This window comes from Ancrocorticia populi, assembly GCF_003123745.1.
GTDB classification, from domain to species: domain Bacteria; phylum Actinomycetota; class Actinomycetes; order Actinomycetales; family Actinomycetaceae; genus Ancrocorticia; species Ancrocorticia populi.
Genome location: NZ_QETB01000004.1, coordinates 25067 through 43809, shown reverse-complemented (window position 1 = coordinate 43809; position 18743 = coordinate 25067). Strand labels below are relative to the sequence as shown.

At 60.3% G+C, this 18743-nt stretch carries 15 protein-coding genes; 10 read left to right on the top strand and 5 right to left on the bottom strand.

All coding sequences use genetic code 11. The features are described 5' to 3' along the window. Nucleotides 1-5 precede the first annotated feature (5 nt). The 6 genes from nuoK (at nt 6) to secA (ending at nt 9640) form a co-directional block, all read left to right on the top strand. Nucleotides 6-296, top strand: coding sequence for an NADH-quinone oxidoreductase subunit NuoK (gene nuoK / locus DD236_RS07340; RefSeq protein ID WP_207785769.1), 291 nt, complete (start codon nt 6-8; stop codon nt 294-296). 16 nt (nt 297-312) lie between these two features. Further along, nucleotides 313-2265 carry an NADH-quinone oxidoreductase subunit L gene (nuoL, locus tag DD236_RS07335; RefSeq protein ID WP_109093743.1) on the top strand — a complete coding sequence of 651 codons (1953 nt, stop codon included), beginning with the start codon at nt 313-315 and terminating at the stop codon, nt 2263-2265. A 19-nt stretch (nt 2266-2284) separates the two neighbouring features. Continuing rightward, nucleotides 2285-3865: an NADH-quinone oxidoreductase subunit M gene (locus DD236_RS07330; protein ID WP_109093742.1), complete on the top strand. Its 1581-nt coding sequence runs from the start codon at nt 2285-2287 to the stop codon at nt 3863-3865. After that, entirely contained in the window at nt 3862-5439 is a 1578-nt protein-coding gene (gene nuoN, locus DD236_RS07325) for an NADH-quinone oxidoreductase subunit NuoN (protein ID WP_338078994.1), read from the top strand. Before DD236_RS07330 ends, nuoN begins: the two co-directional genes overlap by 4 nt. After that, a complete protein-coding gene (locus tag DD236_RS07320) occupies nt 5436-6437 on the top strand; it encodes a polyprenyl synthetase family protein (RefSeq protein ID WP_338078995.1) in 1002 nt (333 codons plus the stop codon). The genes nuoN and DD236_RS07320 overlap by 4 nt, the downstream gene beginning before the upstream one ends. 329 nt (nt 6438-6766) lie before the next feature. Then, nucleotides 6767-9640, top strand: coding sequence for a preprotein translocase subunit SecA (gene secA, locus DD236_RS07315; RefSeq protein ID WP_109093741.1), 2874 nt, complete (start codon nt 6767-6769; stop codon nt 9638-9640). A gap of 78 nt (nt 9641-9718) precedes the next feature. Here secA and DD236_RS07310 read toward each other — a convergent pair whose 3' ends face one another. Further along, nucleotides 9719-10276 (bottom strand): Rv3235 family protein, encoded by a 558-nt coding sequence (locus tag DD236_RS07310; protein ID WP_133246077.1) that lies wholly within the window; start codon nt 10274-10276, stop codon nt 9719-9721. Beyond that, nucleotides 10273-10854, bottom strand: coding sequence for a LysM peptidoglycan-binding domain-containing protein (locus tag DD236_RS07305; protein WP_109093739.1), 582 nt, complete (start codon nt 10852-10854; stop codon nt 10273-10275). The genes DD236_RS07310 and DD236_RS07305 overlap by 4 nt, the downstream gene beginning before the upstream one ends. 250 nt (nt 10855-11104) lie before the next feature. Between DD236_RS07305 and DD236_RS07300 the strand changes: the two genes are divergently transcribed. After that, a complete protein-coding gene (locus DD236_RS07300; protein WP_133246076.1) occupies nt 11105-11641 on the top strand; it encodes a hypothetical protein in 537 nt (178 codons plus the stop codon). On the opposite strand, the gene DD236_RS07295 is transcribed toward DD236_RS07300, so the two are convergent. Then, nucleotides 11638-11844, bottom strand: a complete 207-nt coding sequence (locus tag DD236_RS07295) for a helix-turn-helix domain-containing protein (protein WP_109093737.1) — start codon at nt 11842-11844, stop codon at nt 11638-11640. The two genes, DD236_RS07300 and DD236_RS07295, sit on opposite strands and share 4 nt — an antisense overlap. A 114-nt stretch (nt 11845-11958) precedes the next feature. On the opposite strand from DD236_RS07295, the gene DD236_RS07290 reads away from it, so the two are divergent. From DD236_RS07290 to DD236_RS07280, 3 genes are read left to right on the top strand one after another with little or no spacing between them, the layout of a single operon-like run. Then, nucleotides 11959-12570 (top strand): CpaB family protein, encoded by a 612-nt coding sequence (locus tag DD236_RS07290; RefSeq protein ID WP_109093736.1) that lies wholly within the window; start codon nt 11959-11961, stop codon nt 12568-12570. Further along, the gene (locus DD236_RS07285) at nt 12567-13865 is read left to right on the top strand and encodes a CpaE/TadZ family protein (RefSeq protein WP_109093735.1); all 1299 of its coding nucleotides are present in this window, start codon (nt 12567-12569) and stop codon (nt 13863-13865) included. The genes DD236_RS07290 and DD236_RS07285 overlap by 4 nt, the downstream gene beginning before the upstream one ends. Nucleotides 13866-13874: 9 nt before the next feature. Next, the gene (locus tag DD236_RS07280; RefSeq protein ID WP_109093734.1) at nt 13875-14387 is read left to right on the top strand and encodes a DUF6912 family protein; all 513 of its coding nucleotides are present in this window, start codon (nt 13875-13877) and stop codon (nt 14385-14387) included. A 74-nt stretch (nt 14388-14461) separates the two neighbouring features. Here DD236_RS07280 and DD236_RS07275 read toward each other — a convergent pair whose 3' ends face one another. Further along, on the bottom strand, nt 14462-17494 hold the full coding sequence (locus DD236_RS07275; protein WP_109093733.1) for an AAA family ATPase: 3033 nt from the start codon (nt 17492-17494) through the stop codon (nt 14462-14464). Further along, complete coding sequence (locus DD236_RS07270) at nt 17491-18720, bottom strand: exonuclease SbcCD subunit D (protein WP_109093732.1); 1230 nt, start codon at nt 18718-18720, stop codon at nt 17491-17493. The genes DD236_RS07275 and DD236_RS07270 overlap by 4 nt, the downstream gene beginning before the upstream one ends. Between the last annotated feature and the right edge of the window lie 23 nt (nt 18721-18743).

Below are 18743 nucleotides of genomic sequence, written 5' to 3'. Positions count from 1 at the left end.
ACCTCATGTATTACGTGATTCTGGCACTAATCCTCTTCACTATCGGGGCAACGGCCGTGCTGACCCGCCGCAATGCGATCATCGCACTGCTCGGCGTGGAGCTGATGCTTAACTCGTGCAATCTTGTTTTCGTCACGTTCTCCCGGATGTGGGGCAACGTGGAAGGGCAAGTATTCGCCTTCTTCGTCATGGTGGTGGCCGCAGCGGAAGTTGTGGTTGGCCTAGCCATCGTCGTTTCCATTTTCCGAACTCACCGGTCCGCTTCGCTCGACGGCGCGAACCAGCTCAAACACTGACGGAAGCAGGTGTGAATTGACTCTGGGTCTTATTCCAGCCAGCGTTACTGCGGCGTCCGGTGCTATTGAGGCAACCGGCCCCGCCAACCTGATCTGGCTATGTGTTGCTATTCCGCTGCTCGGCGCCGGGATTCTTCTTATCGCGGGGAAGGCGGCGAATGCGTGGGGCCACTGGCTCGGCATTGCTACCTCCACGGGCGCCTTCGTGGTGGCCGTAGCCGCGCTGTTCCAAGTTCTCGGCCAGCCGGCAAGCGAACGGGTGCTCGACACTGTTGTGTACCGTTGGGTTCCCGCCGGCGATTTCTCGATCGATATCGCCATGCGCGTGGATCCGCTCTCGCTCACGTTCCTCATGCTCGTGACTTTCGTGGGTACGCTCATCCATATCTACTCAGTTGGGTATATGAAGCACGATCCCGATCGGCGCCGCTTCTTCGCCTACCTCAACTTTTTCGTTGCCTCGATGTTGCTTCTGGTACTGGGCAACTCCTACCTTGTTCTATTCATCGGCTGGGAAGGCGTGGGACTGGCTTCCTACCTCCTCATCTCCTTCTGGAACCAGGTCCCCGAGAATGCCGCCGCCGGTAAGAAGGCATTCATTATGAACCGCGTGGGCGATATGGGCATGCTCATCGCGATGATGATCATGTTCTCCGCCTTCGGCACCGTGACTTTCGACGGAGTTAACGCGGGGCTTGATGGCGCCAACCAAGCAACTGTTACCGCGATCGGGATCTTCCTACTCGTGGCCGCTTGTGGTAAATCTGCGCAGTTCCCGCTGCAGGCTTGGCTGGGCGACGCGATGGCGGGCCCAACGCCCGTCTCCGCCCTGATCCACGCCGCCACCATGGTGACCGCCGGTGTGTACCTCATGGTCCGCTCGGGTGCCATCTACGCCGTGTCCGAATCCGCCCAACTGGCGGTTGCGATCATTGGCGTGATCACCCTCGTGTTCGGAGCCATCGTTGGTGCCGCTAAGGATGACATGAAGAAGGTCCTCGCGGCCTCCACAATGTCCCAGATCGGTTACATGATGCTGGCGGCCGGGCTTGGCCCGGTGGGCGCCGGATTCGCGATCTTCCACCTCGTAACGCACGGCTTCTTCAAGGCAAACATGTTCCTTGGTGCCGGCTCTGTGATGCACGCGATGGGCGACGAAGTGAATATGCGCGGCTTTGGAGGCCTGCGCAAGTACATGCCGATCACGTGGGCCACTTTCTTGTGTGGCTACCTCGCGATCATCGGCTTCCCGTTCCTTTCGGGCTTCTACTCGAAGGACAAGATCATTGAGACGGCATTCGTCGGGGATGGCTGGCAGCCGTGGGTGTTTGGAACCCTCACACTGCTTGTGGCCGGCCTGACCGCCTTCTACATGTCTCGTATGTTCTTCATGATTTTCCACGGCAAAGAACGGTTCAGCACCGAGGGATCGAACGCGAAGCATCCACACGAGGCTCCGGCCGCGATGTATGTTCCGCAGATCTTGCTGGCTATCGGCTCATTGATTCTGGGCTTCCTGCTCAACCACTTCAGCTTTGTGGATTGGCTGGCTCCGGCCATCGGCCACGGGGAGCACGGCGAACCTGTTCTGCCCGTTGCAGTCATCACTGGCTTGACGCTGGCGCTTGTTGCCGTGGGCGTTGGAGTGGCATGGAAGATGTACCTTGCTAGCACGGTGCCGGTTGTGGCCCCCAATGGGAACTTCCTGACCGAAGCCGCCCGCGAAGATCTGTACCAAGATACTGTGAACGAGCGCATCTTCATGGATGGTGGGCGCGCGATCACCACCGGCGTTGCCGTGGTGGACGAATACGTTGTTGACGGGGCCGTTGAAGGCACCGCCAAGGCAACCACTGGGTTGGGCAAGATTGTTGCCCATCTGCAGAACGGTTACGTCCGGACCTATGCAAGCTACACGATGGTGGGCGCTGTTGTTGCGCTCCTCATCGCACTGGCTACGCGGATCTGACGGGGAAGGATAAAACTAGATGCTTTCCGTGAACGAGGCAGCCTTTCCCTGGCTGACCCTTCTCATTGTGTTGGCGGCCGTTGCCGCACTGGTGTTGTGGCTTGTGAAGCCGCTTCATAAGAGCGCGATGCCTTTCGGTCTTGCCGTGTCCGTGGTGATCTTCGCTCTATTCGCTGTGGCGCTTACCGGCTTCGATTTTGGCGCCGCCGGGCAAACCCAACTCGCTGAAACCTACTCGTGGATTCCCGCCATTGGCGTTTCGATCGCTTGGGGCGCGAACGGCATGGGCGTTGTCATGATTGGATTGGCTACGTTCTTGGTTCCGTTGGTTCTTCTGGCCTCTTGGAACGATTTTGAGGGCGACGACGACGGCAGTGGCTCCCGGGCCGCCGGTTTCGTTGCCTGGATCCTGTTGCTCGAAGCAATAATGATCGGTATCTTCGCCGCACGCGACGTGTTCCTGTTCTACCTGCTCTTCGAAATCATGCTGATTCCGATGTTCTTCCTGATTGGCCGCTACGGTGGAGCCAACAGGCAGCGGGCGGCTATCAAGTTCCTGCTGTACTCGCTCGTTGGCGGGCTCATCATGCTGGTGGGCGTTGTGGCCGTGTACATTCAGGGCCCAGGCGGCCCGCAGGGCTTCCTATTGGAGAACCTCGCAGGGGCCGTGTCCGGTTCCGCGGGCATCCAAATGCTACTGTTCCTGTCCTTCTTCATCGCCTTCGCCATTAAGGCGCCGATGTTCCCCGTGCACACGTGGCTGCCGGACACTACCGAAGAGGCCCCTGCCGGGGTTTCCACCCTTCTGGTTGGTGTATTGGACAAGATCGGCACCTACGGCATGATCGCCTTCTGCCTGCCACTCTTCCCGAGTGCGGCGCAGGACGCGGCTCCTGTCATCATGGTGCTTGCCGTGATCTCCATCCTGTGGGGTGGATTCATGGCGATTGCCTCGCAGGATCTCATGCGCTTGATCGCCTACACCTCTGTGAGCCACTTCGGTTTTATGGTGCTGGGTATTTTCTCGGGCAACTCTGTGGCGATGACCGGTGCGATTCTCTACATGGTGGCGCACGGTGTTGCCACCGGTGCGCTATTCCTGACGGTCGGTTTCTTGGCCAAGCGCGGAGAGTCCCACAAGATCGCGGATTACGGCGGATGGCAGCGCGTGACGCCGCTCATCGCCGGCACTTTCTTGGTGGCGGGCCTTGCATCAATCGCTTTGCCCGGCCTGTCCGGATTCATCCCCGAGTACCTCATCCTAGTGGGCACCTACAAGGTGAATGCGGCTCTGGCGATTGTGGCAGTGTTCGGCGTGATTCTGGCGGCCCTCTACATCTTGTGGCCCTACCAGCGTATCTTTACCGGGCCCAAGCCAGAGATCTCGAAGCCTGATCTAAACGGGCGCGAGAAGACAGTGTCCGGCCTGCTCATTGCGGCGATGCTGTTCCTCGGATTCGCTCCGGCCCCCGTGCTTGACGCAGTACGGCCTGTGGCTGAGGATCATGCGGCGGTTCTTTCCGTAGAGGATGAACCAATTGCGTCCGGTTCATACGCGGACGATGCGGCCAACTTGGTCGCGGAAGGGAGCGCGAAGTGAATTCGCCAATGATCGATTGGGCAGCTCTTACGCCCACTCTCATCATTCTGGGTTCTGCGGTACTCGGTGTTGTTTTCGAAGCTTTCATTCCGCGTGCCGCGCGCCGGGGCGTGCAGGTTGTCCTCTCCATGGTTGCGGTGGCGGCGGCTCTGGTGAGCGTTGTGTGGCGCTGGACAGTGGTGAAGGCCGATGGGCCCACCTCCGTTGCTATGGCGCCGGACGGATCCACTCAGGTGGGCACGTTTGTGGAGGATGGGGCCGCGGTAGCCTTCCAAGCGATCATCCTCATTTGCGCACTTGTTGCTCTCCTTGTGATTGCTGATCGCACACAGACAGGCGAAGGTTCCTTCGCTGCATCCGCCGCAACCCAGCCCGGATCTACCGATGAGCGTCAGGCCACCACTGCGAATCTTCAGCAGACCGAGGTATTCCCTCTGGTCCTATTCTCGCTTGGCGGCATGCTGGCCTTTACGTCGGCTTCCGATCTACTCACGTTGTTCGTGGCACTCGAAGTGCTATCACTACCCCTGTACGTTCTGACGGCAACTGCCCGCCGGCGCCGCGCGCTGTCCCAAGAGGCAGCTATGAAATACTTCGTGCTGGGCGCGTTCTCTTCGGGCTTCTTCCTCATGGGCGCAGCCTTCCTATACGGCTACTCGGGCTCCATCACCTTCACCGGCATCACCGCCAAGGTTATGACGGGTACCGGGATGGACATGCTGCTCATCACCGGCGTCACGCTGGTTCTGGTTGGCCTCCTCTTCAAGGTAGGTGCAGCTCCGTTCCACGCGTGGACCCCAGATACCTATCAGGGTGCTCCAACCCCGATCACTGGTTACATGGCCGCTGGAACGAAGATCGCGGCGTTCGCTGCAATGCTCCGTTTCCTCTACGTGATCGGCACGGGCGTCCAGTGGGAGCTCACCCCGGTTCTGTGGACAATCATCATTCTGACCATGTGCATCGGTACCGTCATGGGCCTTCTCCAGACGGACATCAAGCGCATGCTTGCCTTCTCCTCGATCGCACACGCAGGATTCATCCTGATCGGCGTTTCGAGCTTTAGCCAGATAGGTATCTCGGCCACGGCCTTCTACCTTCTGGCCTACGGAATCGCTAGCGTTGGTGCCTTCGGTATCGTCACGTTAGTCCGTGAAACCGATGCTGAAGGCAGCATCTTGGGTGAGGCCACGAATATTGAGAAGTGGCAGGGACTGGGCAAAACCAATCCTTTGCTCGCCACCTGCATGACGATTTTCTTGCTCTCGTTCGCCGGCATTCCGCTGACCTCGGGCTTCATCGGGAAGTTTGCGGCCTTCTCCGCTGGTGTAGCGGCCGGTGGTGGCGTCCTCGTAGTGTTGGCCGTACTTGCTTCGGCGGCCACGGCCTTCTTCTACTTCCGGTTGATCACCTACATGTTCTTCCGTGATCCGGTTGAGGGATCCGAGACTGTCGCCTCTGAGGGCTTCTCCATCGTGGCTATCGTCACCTGCGCGATCATCACGATCCTGCTCGGTATCTACCCCCAGCCGATCCTTGATTTCCTTGGTGAAGCTGCGGTGTTCATGCTGTGAGTATCTCCGATAACCTGGGTGCCCTCGGTGACCGGCTCAGCACCCGGATGGAACGCGTTGAGTCCATGCTTCATGACAAGGTCACGATGGGAGATCTGCAGATCGATCCCACCACGTCCCATCTTGCGAAAGCTGGCGGGAAGAGACTGCGTCCGGCTCTCGTTTTCCTGACGTCTGAGCTCGGGCCCGATCCCGAGGCACAGGCTGTGTACGATTCCGCGGTCGCGGTTGAGTTGACGCACCTTGCGTCCCTTTATCACGACGACGTCATGGACGAAGCACCCATGCGGCGCGGAGTCGAATCCGCACAGTTGGCCTTCGGCAATACGGTTGCGATTCTTGCGGGGGACATCCTGTTCTCGCGGGCCTCGACAATCGTTGCCGGCTTGGGGCCGCGCTCTGTGGAGCTACACGCGACCATGTTTGAGCGGCTATGCACCGGCCAGCTTCACGAAACCATTGGTTTGGCAGCTGGCGAGAACCCACGCGAGCACTATATCTCGGTGCTTGCAGATAAGACGGGTTCCCTTATCGCGGCATCGGCGCGATATGGCGTTCTCTCCTCAGGCGGCAGCGAAGAGCTGGCTGAGACGGTTGCCCAGTACGGCGAGTGCGTTGGCGTTGCATTCCAACTCGCGGACGATGTCATTGACATCATGTCCGAGGGCGATGCGACCGGTAAGACTCCCGGAACGGACCTCCGCGAAGGTGTGGACACCATGCCCACCCTGCTTCTCAAGGAGCAGGCGGAGGCGGGTACATTGGACGATCTGGGCCGCGAGATCCTCGATCTTCTGGCCAACTCCGATCTGGCTGTAGATGAGAACCTCGCAGAGGTTGTCAACATGCTCCGCCGCCATTCCGTCTTGGATCAGACCCAAGAACTGGCAAAGCAGTGGATGGATAAGGGGCTTCAATCCTTGAAGGACGTACCTGAAGGTCCAGTCCGGGATTCGCTCGTTCAGTATGCCGAGTACTCAATCAACCGTTCGGCATAGGGCTGCAAGCCCTTTCTGGTCAAGTTTCTAGAGAAGCGCGCTTCCTGCGGGAGGCGCGCTTTGCTATCCGGAGCCACCTGATCGCAGGACCGGGAGTCAAGGGATACGGCACCAACAGATCCGACAGGCTAGATGCGCCCACGATTCGCTCTGGGGGCATTGGCGTGCGTGGATTTCGTCGTCGTCATAAAGAAGTATGGAACCACTACCGGAGGCCGCCACGGTTACGGCTGTGTCAGCCTGTGGTGGATTCGTTGGAACGGAAAATGACCGCGCGCATACAATGGCGGTAGTCTGGAACCGCTTGTCTTACAAAGGAGACTGTTTCCGTGCCAAAGTTCCTCAACAAGATTCTTCGCGCTGGCGAAGGCCGAACACTTAAGAAGCTCGAGGGCCTAACCAAACAGGTTAATCTGCTCGAAGATACATTCGCCGAAATGAGCGACGAGGAGCTGAAGGAGCAGACTCAGATCTTCAAGGATCGCCTGGCGGACGGTGAAGATCTGGATGCTTTGTTACCGGAGGCTTTCGCCACTGTCCGCGAGGCCGCACAGCGCACCATCGGCCAGCGGCCCTATGACGTACAGATCATGGGCGGTGCGGCGCTCCACCTCGGCAACATCTCCGAGATGAAGACCGGTGAAGGCAAGACCTTGGTGGCAACGCTACCCTCCTATCTGAACGCGCTCACGGGCGAGGGTGTTCATGTGGTGACGGTCAACGATTACCTCGCGTCCTACCAGTCTGAACTGATGGGGCGTATTCATCGCTTCCTCGGGCTCACCACCGGCTGTATCCTTTCCGGGCAAACTCCCGAGCAGCGTCGCAAAGAGTATGCCGCGGATATTACATACGGCACGAACAACGAGTTCGGCTTCGATTACCTGCGCGATAACATGGCGTGGAAGACGGCCGATCTGGTTCAGCGCGGTCACAACTTCGTGATTGTGGACGAGGTGGACTCGATCCTCATCGACGAAGCCCGTACCCCGCTTATCATCTCCGGCCCAGCCGAAGGTGACGCCAATAAGTGGTACACGGAGTTCTCTCGCGTGGCGCGTCAAATGCGCCGGGACACCGATTATGAGGTGGATGAGAAGAAGCGCAACGTCGGCATCTTAGAGCCCGGCATCGACCGCGTGGAAGACCTGCTGGGCATCGATAACCTGTATGAATCGCTCAATACCCCACTGATCGGCTACCTCAACAACGCGATCAAGGCGAAGGAGCTCTTTGAGCGCGATAAGGACTATATCGTCAAGAATGGCGAGGTCCTGATCGTTGATGAGCATACTGGGCGCGTCCTAGCCGGCCGCCGCTACAACGAGGGCATGCATCAGGCGATCGAAGCGAAGGAGGGCGTGACGATCAAGGCGGAGAATCAGACTCTGGCCACGATCACGCTGCAGAACTACTTCCGCCTCTACAACAAGCTTTCGGGCATGACGGGTACGGCCGAAACCGAGGCCGAGGAATTCTCGAGCACATACGAGCTGGGCGTTGTCCCGATCCCCACGAACAAGCCGATGATCCGCGAGGATAACACCGATCTGGTGTACCCGACGCGCCGCGCCAAACTCACGGCTATCGTTGACGATATCAAGGAGCGCAACGAGGCGGGCCAGCCTGTTTTGATCGGCTCCACCAGCGTGGAAAAGTCCGAGGAACTCTCGACTCTTCTTCGCCGGGCGGGGATCGCACACGAGGTACTGAACGCCAAGCAGCACGAGCGCGAGGCCACCGTTATTGCCGAGGCGGGCCGCAAGGGAGCCGTCACGGTGGCCACCAATATGGCTGGCCGTGGTACGGACATCATGCTCGGTGGAAATCCCGAGCACCGTGCGGTTGCAGCCCTCAAGGCGAAGGGACTCGACCCCGAGGAGACGCCGGACGAATACGAGGCAGCGTGGGACGAGGCGCTCGAAAGTGCCAAGGCGGCGGTTGCCACTGAACACGACGAGGTCGTGGATCTGGGCGGCCTTTACGTGCTTGGCTCTGAGCGCCACGAATCCCGCCGTATCGATAACCAGCTGCGCGGCCGCTCCGGCCGTCAGGGCGATCCCGGCGAATCGCGCTTCTACCTCTCGCTCGAAGACGACCTGATGCGCTTGTTTGCCTCTGGTATGGCGGCGCGCGCCCTCGATCCCTCCCGCTACCCGGAGGATGTCCCGCTTGAGTTCAAGGTTGTCGGTAAATCGATCGAGCGCGCTCAGTCCGCGATCGAGTCCCGAAATGCTGAGATGCGTAAGAACGTGCTGAAGTACGACGATGTGATGAACGAACAGCGTACCGTTGTGTACGCAGAGCGCCGTCGCATCCTTGAGGGCGAGGACATCGATCCGATGGTACAAGGCTTCCTCGACTTCGTTGTTGAGGATCTGGTGGACGCCCACACCGTTGATGGCGATTCCTGGGATCTTGACGCAATGTGGACGGATCTGCGCGGCTTCTACCACCCCGGATTCGAGTCCAATGAGCTTGTGGACGAAGTGGGAGGAGTGAACAAGATAGAGCGCGAGACGCTGCTATCTGAGCTCACCACGGACATTCATACCAACTTCGAGGACCGCGAGGCTGAAGTGGGTGAGAAGACCATGCGCGAGCTAGAGCGGCAGGTTCTCCTCTCCGTTCTGGATCGCAAGTGGCGTGAGCACCTCTATGAGATGGATTATCTCAAGGAGGGCATCGGCCTGCGCGCCATGGCACAGTCCAACCCCTTGGTCGAGTACAAGTCCGAGGGCTATCGGATGTTCCAGGCCATGAACGATGGCATCAAGGAGGAGACAGTCCGCTACCTCTTTAACTTCGAGCTCCCAAGCGAGCGGAAGGCCCGTGAGGCCGCCGTTGCCACTGAAGAGGCCACCGTTGCCGAGCAGGCCGCCAACGCCGCCCGCATGGCAAGCGCGGGTTCCAAGGCCACCGCTGCTCCGGCTGCAGCCGGTCCCACTGCCCCTGCCAGCGAGGGCGACCGGGTGGATGCAGAGACCGTTCTTGGCATTACTCAGCCGAAGCGAACAGCTCCGGTCTCTTACTCCGCCGCCTCGAAGGACGGCAGTGGCTCCGTACAGGTTACGGGCGCTGGAGGCAACAAGAAGGGCACCTCAGGATCGGCCGCCTCTAAGGGCGGGGCGGCACCGCAGAACGCTGAACAGGGCGGTATGAACCGTGCCCAGCGCCGCGCGGCTGCCCGCAAGAAGAAGTAGCCGGCCAAGTCAGGGAGTAGAAGTTAGAGAATTGGGCCGATAGGTCAAGGGGGCTGGTACGTTGAGGCGCACTGGCCCCTAACCAATCTCGAGGGCCACGACGCGCCAGCGATCACGGATGAATTCTAGGCGAAGCGCGGCGCCACGGATTTGCTGACCGTCGTGGAGCACCACAGAGGCCTCGCAGACGCGCTGGCGTGGCTCGCACAGGTGCACGTGGCGTACCCGCGGGGCCGAGGCCCGTGGGGCGCGTCCGTGGATCCGCATCGCTAACCCGGCACGCCGCGAAAGTGCAGAGAATACCTGTGGACTCAGCCAGTTCCGTAGCTGGGAGCAGGGCCGGTGGCCCAGTAGCACTTCTATGGCATGCACGAGCACCTTTCCTACCACGCGCTTTTCAAGCTCGAATTCGGCAGGCAACGGCATCTCCGGATGGAAATCGGTACGTAGCCAGATTGGCACGGGTTCGTCCGCAGTGCTGATCGCTACCCGGTCCCAGGGCCGCTGGGGCGAAGTGACGGGCATCGGATCGTCCGGACGCGGGGCGGCCGGCGGTTCCTCAGGGAGAGGCATCAGGCGGGCTGGTGGCAGCCTTCTGACGTGGATCGGGCTGGCAGTAGGGGCAAGAACGCTCATGCTAGGTCCTGAGGAATCTGGAGAATCTGACCGGGGAAGATTAGATCGGGATTGGTGATAGAATCCCGGTTTTCGCCGAACCACCGCGCAGATTCTGCGGCGATTTCGCCCGGACTTGCGCCCGGTGGCAGGGAGTTCGTGGCGATAGTCCAGAGGGAGTCTCCGCCGCGAACGGTGTAGGTATGAGGATTAACGACGACGGGTTGCGCACTTCTGCCTTCCCTAGGTGGCGGTGCGCCCCAACCAAGATCGGATGACCCCGTATCGGCGCTCGCGGGTAGAGCCGTGGTGGTCATGACGGCGAGCGCCACGAGTGATCGCCGGACGGCGGGTGTGCCGAATGCTGTGGCAAATCGGACCAAGAGCGAAGAATGCCGCGGATGGACGAGAGCCGCGTAGGAGGCGGCAATCCAGAGGCTGCTGAAGGCTCCAAGAACGCCACAAGCCAACATGGTGAGGAGGGTGAGCTGCATGGTTGGAGAACTCGTTGTCTGGAGTTGGGCCACACTGTGAAGAGCCGCAGACCCACACGCGACGGCCAGAGCCAGGCTGGCTGTGCTGATGGCAAGTGCTTTCATTGACCTCAACTCCAAAACATAACGTTTAATAGCGTGTGATGTTGTTATAGATATTTTGAGCAAGGTTTCTCTGGGTATTCCGCCGGGTATACACGGCTTCCAACTTTCGTAGGAGAGTGGTGTCCTACTTTCGTCGGAGTGTCGTGGGGTTGGTCCAGTTACAGCGCTGGGGATAACTCATATCGTGGACGCCCGAGCGGCAATTTGTGGATAACCCAGATCGGGAGGCGCTTCTTGCTAGTCTCCGGACATGGAGTCACATCGTCGCCCACGCCCGGAGGGTATCTGGCAGGCTATGGCCGATCTGGAAAGCCGGATGGACGCCGAGGTGCGTCAGCAGGAGCTAATCGAGGCCCACGAGCTCCGGCAGGCCGAAGAGCAGTCTATTGCGATGGCCACGAGGCTACAGGCGAGCGAGAAGATACAGATACGCCTCAGTGGAGGTGCAGAGTATTTCGATATGTCAGTCAGCGAGGTCGCTTCAACATGGCTGGTAGGGCAGACCGCGCGCGGGAAGAGTCTCCTCCCATTGGAGAAAATTGAAGCTGTGCGCGGATTATCGGTCCGCTCCCAGCCCCTTCGAACCTCGATCTCTTCGTCTTTGAGTTTTCGGTCGAGGCTGAGGGGGATGGGTACCGAGTTCCAGCAGATCTCGGTAGAAACTGATGCTGCGACCTATCGCGGGAGGTTCGTTGCAGTAGGGGCGGATTGGGTGGATATTGAAACACGGGGAGAGCGCGTGAGCATCATGCTCCATCACGTTCGCCGCGTTGATGTTGCCCGTTAGATCTCGTGATCGGCGATCCTCTTCCGGGTGACGGCATAGCCCGCCTCAATATACTTCTCCAGCTCGTCCTCATCAATGCGCCACTGGCCGCGCCCGCCCACTTGAATTGCGGGAATCTCCCCATTGCGGATAAGCGTGCGGACCTGACCAGCCGAGACGGCCAAGTGCTCTGCCACGTCAGCGATTGTTAGAAACTTTCCCATACCTCCATGATCGCACGTTGACCGGGCTGATTCGAATTATCCACAAGCGTGTGGAGAGTTTCTGCACGAGTTTGCCGGTCATGTCAGAATCCCTGTGAGTGAGGGGAAGCGGCCATGGTGAAGACAGAACGGATCACGTTTACGCGCTGGAAGGATCCACGATTAGCGCTGGGTGTGCTGCTCATTGCTGTCTCGGCAATCGCTGGCTCCTTTCTGATGCAAGGTCCCGAAACGAAGGCAGTCTATCGGGCCAACTCGGCGATGGTGCCAGGGACTACGGTGGAAGGTGCAAACTTCGCAATTGTTGACGTACCGGTTGACCTCGCTGAAGGTTTCATTGGCCCGTCGGATGGAATGGATGATCGGCGGATTGGTCAGGTGATCGAGCAGGGCCAGCTGCTCTCCACTCAAATTCTGGAGGCAGATCCCGTCGAGGCCGGCTACACCCACCTTGTTGTGCCGCTCGTGGCCCCGGCCCCCGCGAGTCTGAGCCAAGGAAGCAGTGCGGAACTTTGGAGAATCAAGAGCGAGCAGACGGGCGGTGATGAGGCTAGCGCTGAACGGATCGCAAGTGATCTCGTGATCGTCTCAATCTCCAGCACAGATTCCATGCGCATCGATCAGTACGGAGCTGAGATTCAGGTGACGAACAGCGATGTGCCGGACGTTCTTGCCGTCTTGGGCTCCTCGGATGGCTTGGTTCTTGCCAAAGGTAGCGAGCAATGAGCGTCCTGCTGTGTGTACACGGACGCCTCGAGATCGAGATCATCGAGTACTTCTCTGCGATTGATCCTCCCATCGAGATCACGCGGCGCTGCGCAGATAACGTTGAGCTCCTCGCTAGTGCCGAAGCGGGCCTAGGTTCCGTTGCGGTTGTCTCTCAGATGGATCTCATGACGGCCTCCCAGCTGCATGCTGCGGGAATGCGGATCGTTGGAATTGCTGGAGAGGACGGGGTTGATGGGGAGCGTGGCTGTGACGGTATGGCCTCTCCATTCGCCTCAGATGTAGCTGCGTGCATCCGTAATCTCTCTTCTGCACCACCACGGGTGATGCCACCTGAATCTACCGTGCAAGCAGCTGGGGCTGGCCGCATCGTAGCCGTGTGGGGGAGTGGGGGAAGCCCCGGGAGATCAACGATTGCTCGAGATCTTTCTCAGACCTTGGCGCGATCTAGTTCCACTTTATTGATCGACGCCGATGTGTATCATCCCTCGCTCTCCCAGATGCTGGCGCTCAGCCAAGAGACTTCTGCCATTGTTGCGGCCTTCCGTGCCCTCAACACCGGTGAACGCGGCCACCACCTCATCGAACGCTCCTGCGCTCAGATAGCGGACTTTTCCTTTCTCGCGGGCCTCAACTCGGGCGCTAGGTGGCGTGAGTTGTCCGAGTCCGTTGCCGAGGAACTATGGCCCATTGTGCGCACGCGGTGGGACTGGACCGTAGTAGATTGTGCTGCCCCTGCCGAGCGAGACGAATACTCCTATCAGGGCCAGCGCGATGGCCTCACTCTCTCCCTGTTGGAGAATGCCGATGACGTATTACTGGTTGGCAAGCCAGGCGCCGTAGGGATTCGCCGCCTCCTTGATCAGGTAGATGTTGCTCGGGAACTGGGCGTAGAAGCACGCATAGTGGTTAATGAGGCTGGGAGAGATCGCGCAGCTGTCACGGACCTTCTGAGATCAAACGGCGTAACTGACGTTCTCTGGGTGCGCGCGGACCCTGGGCATATGCGCATGGCTGTTGAATCCGGAAAGCTTCTGGCCGAGGCCGCACCCGGCTCAGCGGCACTCCGCGACATCGAGCATGTTGCCGCCAGCCTCGGAGCAGTCATGGAAGGAGCAGCGGGAAGAACCCGTCGTCGTTTCTCTAGGGTTCGGAGCGGACACGTCAGGTCGAGCAAAGGTAGACGTTCCACCAGTGAATCCCTCGCTCTGGTTCCCGATGGCGGTCCTATTGCGGTTCCCGAGGAAGCATCAGACAGCCAGACCGTGCGCGGCCGACACCGGCGAATCAGCTAGCATGAGGGCGTGAGGATCTTCATTCCAGCAACTAGTTCTGACCTTTCTGCCGAGGCAATCGCGCCGCGGATCGTCCATATGCTGACGCCCGAGCTTGAGCGTGTGATCGGGACCGAAGAGCCCGAGTACCTCGAGGCGATCGCGATGAACGCGGCGGCAGACGATTCGCTCCGCCTGCTCAGCCTCGATGAGTCCGCTGCTTCGTGCCGCGTGGTGATCGCTGCCGATGCCCCGGCCGCCGAGCTCTCGATGCCGTTGCAAGCTGCGGCGCCTTCGCAACACACACCATCCGAACATGGAGACGAGGACGAGGAGCTTCTTCCCACCGCACGCTCGTTGCGCGTGCCGCTAGATTGGGGCGCCGTGGAGTCCATCCATGCGGACGGCGAGGAGGCGCTCGCGGATATCACGCTGGCGCGTGGCGGAGATGACGACGCCTTCGAGCGCGTCGCCGAAGAAGACCTCATGTGGTACGACGTTGCCGAACGCGGCCTCTTGGCTCGCGAACTGGATCGCCGGTAGCTCGCGCACAGCGGGAAGGTTACGGATGCTTAGCAGGCCACGTGCACGCCTAGTGAGGCATGCGCACCGATAAGTCAGGCGTGAACCTCCAGCCGCGAGGAGCCGTCTGGCTGGGGTAGCACGGTGATCTGCTCGGGTACCATCTTTTTCATCTCGCTCACGTGACTGACCAGCGCGACCGCACGGCCACCAGAGGCCAATCCAGTCAACAGCTGCATCACCTGATCAAGCGTGGACTCGTCAAGGGAGCCAAAGCCCTCATCGATCATCAGGGTGTCCAGTTGGATGCCGCCGTTCTCTGCGCACACCACATCTGCTAGGGCCAGAGCCAATGTGAGTGCCACATAGAAGGTCTCGCCGCCGGACAGGGTACGGGTGGCGCGGATTGAATCGCCGCCCGATTCTCCCGAGTGATCGAGCACCTGAAGGCCCAGACCAACCTTTTGCTGGCGGGTCCCAGATTCCTTTTCTTCTGTGGTTTGTAGTTCGTAGCGTCCCAGCGAGATCTCAGCGAGATGCTCATTGGCACGCTGCACCACATGCTCGAAACGCTGCTGGAGCACATAGGTGGCAAGAGGAATCCCGGTACGGGAGTACTTCCGACTCCCGTTTGCAAGGCCTGAGAGCCTGACGATCGGCCCGGCGCTATCCTTGATCTTCTGCCACGAGGCGCGGGACGAGATCACCTCGGACATACGCCGCTTGGACTGGCTTGCGAGGCTTTGCGCATCTGACGCGGCACGCCTAGCCTTGTCAGCGGCGAGGTTTGCGGCGTCATGTGCCTCCTGCGCGGCGCCAACCTCCGGCTCCTCGTCACCAGCCAGCGATGCGAGGGGATCGCTCTCCAGCTCCTTAGCGATGTCGCGGAGGCCGTCGCGGTGACGCGAGATCTGATCCTTCCACGTTGCCGCATCTTCGGGGTTGACGAGCGATTGGCGCACTTGAGCCGCGGTCTCAAACTCGGAGGACGATAGTGCCTGATCAAGGTCCTCACGTTGCTTTCGCTCGTCCGCGCGAGCGTTCAGAACCGCTTGAACCGCCGAGGCCTCGGTATCGGCATCGGTGATCTTCTGAGTGAGGGCGTCAAGCCGCTCGGCCACCGAGGAATACCCGTCACGTTCCTTCTCCACTCGTTCGGTATGCGTGGCGATCGTTTCCTTGCGTTGGGCAATGGCCGATTCCAGCGCGGAGATCTGGGAGGCGCCCTCGGAGATTTTTGCGCGCAGGGTCTCCTGTTTCTGGACGAGCTCGTCAACCAATGCGGCATGCTTGGCCTCATCGCGACCGGCGTTGGTGGCCGCTTGCAATGCCTCACGTGCTTCTTCGATGGCCTTGTCCAGCGCTTCGGCCGTGGCGTCCCCGTTTTCCTCCTCCATGACGGAGGCGCGCCCGCGCAGCGATTCGAGCTGGTTGGCCGCCTTGTCGAAGAGGGACTTCTGCTTATTGAAAGCGGCCGTTGTCAGATCAACGTCGTCTCGGGTGGCGGAGGTTTCTGAGCTCTGGGCCGGACCTGGGTGGTCCACTGACCCGCACACAGGGCAAGGACTGCCCGGAGACAGTTCTAGGGCGAGGTTGGCGGCAGTGGAAGCCACCCAGGCGTCGGTGACTTGCCGAAGCTCGTCCTGCGAGCGCTCCACCGCCTGTGCATGCTCCTTTGCCTTCGCTTCCGCCTGAGAGACCTTCTCTCGGAGCGCCTGTAGCTCGCCGAATTGGGTGGAACGCTTGGTGGCCAGATCAAGCGCCGCCTGAACGCTCGGAGCCGAAGCGGCTAGTGTATGGGCCTCTTCTTTGGCCGAGCGGGCCGCCTCAAGCTTCTCGGGAATCTCCCCGGCCGCGGCCGTGTCCGCCTCAAGCAGTTCCTGCTGCTCTTTGAGCTTGGTTGCATCCGCTTTTTGTCGTGCCTCTTCGGTGGCAATGGATCGTTCAACAGCGCGCAGCTCCGCCAGCGTGCCTGACTGCGACCGAAGATCGTTCAGCCGTGACCTCAGGGCGTTGAGCACATCCTCGTTGATATCCCCGGCAGCAACTGTGGAACTCTGGGCGAGCTGTTTTGTGGCATCTTCAGTGGCTTGGAGAGCATCCTCGTGCGCCTTGACGTAGGGGAGAACCTGGCGCGCCTTCTGATCGCGTGTGAGCTGCCCATCGAGAGCATCCATGCGCGGTGCTTCCTCGCGCCGCTCAGCCTGATTATCAAGGAGTTCCTTGCGCCGAGCGAGGTTCTTCTCGAGGTCTTGTTGGGCGGACAGATTCTCCTGCGCCGCCTTGAGCAAGGCCTCGGCAGCTGTGCACTCGCTTACCGCCTTCTCCGCGGCCGCCTCGGTATCCTCGACCGCCTCATCGAGGAGCGAGAACAAGCCGTCGGCGTCTTCGGGCTCGCTGACCTGGTTCCGCGCTGCACGCAGGCCTTCGAGCGGGCCCTCCTCAGGACTCAGCACGCTGATCAGTGTGCCGACGGCCTGCGAGAAATCTTGATGGCCCGCCTCAACCTTCTTTCCCGCCTGGCCGGCGAGCGAAGCGAGATCCTCAGCGAACTGACGGTAGATCGAGGTATCGAAGATCTGCTCCAGCAGGTCTGTTCTTGCGGCCGATCCAAGCCGTAGGAAATCGGCGAACTTGCCCTGCGGGAGGATGATCGTCTGGACGAACTGGTTCTTGTTGAGCCCCAAGATGTCCCCGATGGCGATACCGGTATCGCGCGCCTTTGTTTCGAGCACATGCCCCGCCTCAATGTCCCCAGAGTCCAGTGCGCCCTCATCCAGCTTCCACAGCTTGGCTGTAGCCTGGATCGGAGTCTTGCGCCCTGGCTTCACCCACTGGGGAGTACGGCGTACTCGGTAGGTTCCAGATCCCACCGTGAAGACGAGATCTACGTAGCTATCCACACTCGGATCGGCGTGGGTGGAGCGGATGCGATCGTTGCTGGAATCCTCCCCACCGGCAACGCTGCCATACAAACCCCACGTGATGGCATCGATGATGGTGGACTTGCCGGAACCCGTTGGCCCGTCCAACAAATACAGGCCGCTGGCCGTGACCTGATCGAAATCGATGGTGTATTCCCCTGCAAAAGGCCCGATGGCCCGCATACTAAGGCGCCGTAGCCTCATGCTGACTCCTTCTCGAAATTGCGGCGGGTCTGCTCCCACGTGGTCTCCAACAGCGCACCTTCGGAATCATCCAGATCGCGATTCCCGGCTACCCTCATGAAGTCACGCAGCACCTCGATCGGTTGCTGCGCCGCGATGGGTGCGAGGTTGCTTCGTTTCTCAATAGCCTCGGCCCGATGCTGAACGTCCAAGGCATAGGGAAATACGCGCCGCACCTTGGCCGTCAGATCGGCGGGACGCGCTGAATCCGTGGCGAATATTCGTGCAAACTTCTCACGATCAGCGGTGTGCTGAGCGCTGAGAATCTCCTCTAGTGTCCCCTCGATGGTTACGACCGGCCGCCACACGGGTGCCGGGATGAGGCTGGTCTCCACCTGCCCGCCCTCGATCTCCAGTAGAACCGAGGACTTTGCCCGGGTCTCCGAGAAGGAGAAAGCGATGGGCGATCCCGAATAGCGCATCGGCGGATCGCATTCCCGGCCAACCTTCTGCGGTGAGTGAAGGTGCCCCAAGGCAACGTAGCTGAGCGGCCCGGGATCCTCCCCAGCGGCCCCTAGCCGGAAAAGGCCCGAGGGGGCGCTGTCTACGCCGCCAATGTGCAGGTCACGTTCGGAGGGCGAAGCCTCCCCACCCGTAATAAAGGCGTGTGCCATGCAGATTCGCGCCACATTCTCCCCGGCGTGCTCGCCCCTTTCGATATCATCGGCGATCAACCCCAGCGCAGCCCCTAACACCGCCTCATGGCTGCGAGGAAGATAGCCGGGTTCGTTGGGGGATGGTTCGTCGTCGCCAGAAAAAACCGCCAACCGGCGCCGTTCAACGTCCGGGTCCAGGTACGGAATCGGGTAGACGAGGGCACCCAGCCTGCCGTCCTTACCACGTACTTCAACGGGCGTGCCGGAATCGCGCGAATCGGTGCGGATGTGGACGTTTTCGCGCATGAGGCCCGCTCCGAAGCCGAGCCGGTGCGCCGAGTCGTGGTTGCCGGAGGTGAGGATCACCGTTGTAAGGTCCGCGAGTTCCCGCAAGGTTCGGTCGAAGAGCTCAACGGATTCGGTGGGTGGGACGCCGCGATCGTAGACATCACCGGAAATGAGCACGGCGTCAATGCCGCGCTCGCGAACCAGATCGATGACGTGGCGGCACCAGAGTGCGGAGGCCTCGTGCAGGTCCGCCCCGTGCAGCTTGCGGCCCAAGTGCCAGTCTGAAGTATGAAGGATCAGCATGTTCCAACCCTAGCCGCAGGCTC